We start from the raw sequence: 2,087 nt of genomic DNA, 5'->3' as shown, positions 1-2,087 counted from the left end.
GGACCAGACTTTAAACATTGGCAGCACCGTACGTTTGGCTGAAGGTATCCAAAAGACTATCAAGGTCGGGACAATAAAGTTGATCCGGGAAGTACGGCAGCATGCGAAGAACCTCGGTGGTATTCGCTTCAGCTATGTAATTGGACGGGATGCAATTGAAGCAACGCAAGTTGGTGAGCAGGATATCCCAGCTATTGACTGTCCGGCTATTGAGCAGGCGTATCAAAAAGCCTTCGATCTTATTTTTGTTGAGGGCCTAACGGATGAAGAGTATGAACAAGTGGACATGGAGGGCATCCAGGCTTTGGATAACGTTTTGGATCGATTTCTATAAAGAATCTTTTCCTCCAGATCCTGATTCCGCTGACGATGATGAGGATTCGGATGAAGGTGAAGTAGATCAACCAGGAACAGACTGGATGGGTCTATGGGCACTCTGTATCAGCAACGGTATATCTGATACAGAGTGGCCTAATATGACCATACCTAAAATCCGAGCACTGATGAATGAAAAACAGCGCTCCCGTGAATTTGAAATCACTCTTCATGGAGGTTCGGTTGAAAACAAAAAGCCGAAGAAAGCAAAATACTTATCTGATCTTGGTTTCTTCCAACCAAGGTAGGAAGGAGGCAATATGGCAGAGGGTACAAATAGAGATGTCGTTGCTGCGCGGATAAAACTAGACACTGGTACAGTGCTACAATCATTTAAAAACATTGATACGGGTGCTAAAGGTAATGCTGATGCGTTCAAGGCGCTGAATGCTGAGTTATCATCCGCTGAGAAGTCATACAAGAATATATCATCAGCAATGGATAAGATGGCCTTAACTGCGGATCAACGCCGCCAAAAGATACTCGCTGAAGTTGAAGCTCAACATAAGCAAAAACTTGCTCAAACTGCCTTGCTTGGTGCGAGGGCTCAACAGTTGGAGCAAACTAATCGCTTGATTGATGCTAAAATGCAGGCTCAGCAAGCCTTGATCAAAAGGCGTAATCAACAGATTGAGCAATCCGAACGTGAACATCAACAAAAGATGCAGATTCTTCAGAATCGTTCTGTTAAGACCGGGCAGGAGGCAGCAAAGGCAACGGGGACAGGAACGGATGACCGGACGAGAGAGCGCGTACTACAAGAGGAACAGAAGATTCGCATGGCCTTGACTGAGCGACAACGTAAAGAGGAAGCTCTCAGGGAAAAAGTGTTACAAGAGGAACAACGGATCAGACAAGCCTTGTCACAAACTGAACAGCAAACCAAACGGATGGGGTCCACAATGGATGCTGTCTCTAAAAGTTGGATTGGTAGAATAGGAGACATGGCTTCACATGCCGTTGTCTTCCATACGATGTACAAAGCGATGCACGAAGTCACCCAGGCCATGAAAGAAGGATTGGTTGACATCGAATCAAACATGGCCGGTTACGTGCAGACCAATGAGCATTATTTTGTGCATTTCGAAGATGGCACCAACAAGATGGTTATGGATACACAAAAGCTAAACCGTGAGACAAAAGCCTTTATCCAAACTGCTCACGAACTTGGATCAAACATATTGGATGTAACCGAATCGGCGCGGCTTTGGGGCAGGATGTACAAGGATGTTAATGTGGTTCAGGAGCTTGTCCGTCAGTCTACAAAGTTGTCAACGGTAGATATGGTGGAACTCGAAGACGCAACCAAATCTATGGAATCCGTTATGTCTCAGTATGGTGTACACATCAGTAATGCGAATGATGCCATGGTAATAGGTAACCGGGTTTTGGACTCTTGGTCTAAAGTTGCACATGATACGATGGCTCCAGCCCGTGACCTGGGAGCTGCCTTCCAACGTACTGGTAAGATAGCCGCGGAAACAGGCGTATCGTTCGACGTAATGAACGGGCTGATCTCCTCCGGTGTGCGGAATACAGCCTTATCCGGGGAAAATTTGGGTAACATGTGGAAAACGGTTCTGGGTACAATCCGGACAGATAAAGCCGTGGATGAAATTGAGCGTCTTGGTGTCAAAACCAAAGAGGTTGTCGATGGCGTCGAACAATGGCGTAAAGCTGAAGATATTCTATTGGACCTCTCCATCCAGGTG

General features: G+C 46.2%; 3 protein-coding genes. All 3 read left to right on the top strand.

What is annotated here, in order from left to right; all coding sequences use genetic code 11:
* Positions 1-334, top strand: a 334-nt coding sequence (locus C161_RS32595) for a hypothetical protein (RefSeq protein WP_036672082.1), incomplete at its 5' end; no start/stop codon positions are given.
* Positions 273-623: a hypothetical protein gene (locus C161_RS32590; RefSeq protein ID WP_162163203.1), complete on the top strand. Its 351-nt coding sequence runs from the start codon at positions 273-275 to the stop codon at positions 621-623. The genes C161_RS32595 and C161_RS32590, both read left to right, overlap by 62 nt.
* A 12-nt stretch (positions 624-635) precedes the next feature.
* Positions 636-2,087, top strand: a 1,452-nt coding sequence (locus tag C161_RS19315) for a phage tail tape measure protein (RefSeq protein WP_036672079.1), incomplete at its 3' end; no start/stop codon positions are given.

The organism is Paenibacillus sp. FSL R5-192 (assembly GCF_000517845.1).
Classification (GTDB): domain Bacteria; phylum Bacillota; class Bacilli; order Paenibacillales; family Paenibacillaceae; genus Paenibacillus; species Paenibacillus amylolyticus.
This window is presented reverse-complemented; position numbering and strand designations above follow the sequence as displayed.

What these genes read in the sequence shown, in the direction of transcription:
- C161_RS32590 (WP_162163203.1), top strand. Translation starts at nt 273, where the DNA reads ATGAACAAGTGGACATGGAGGGCATCCAGGCTTTGGATAACGTTTTGG.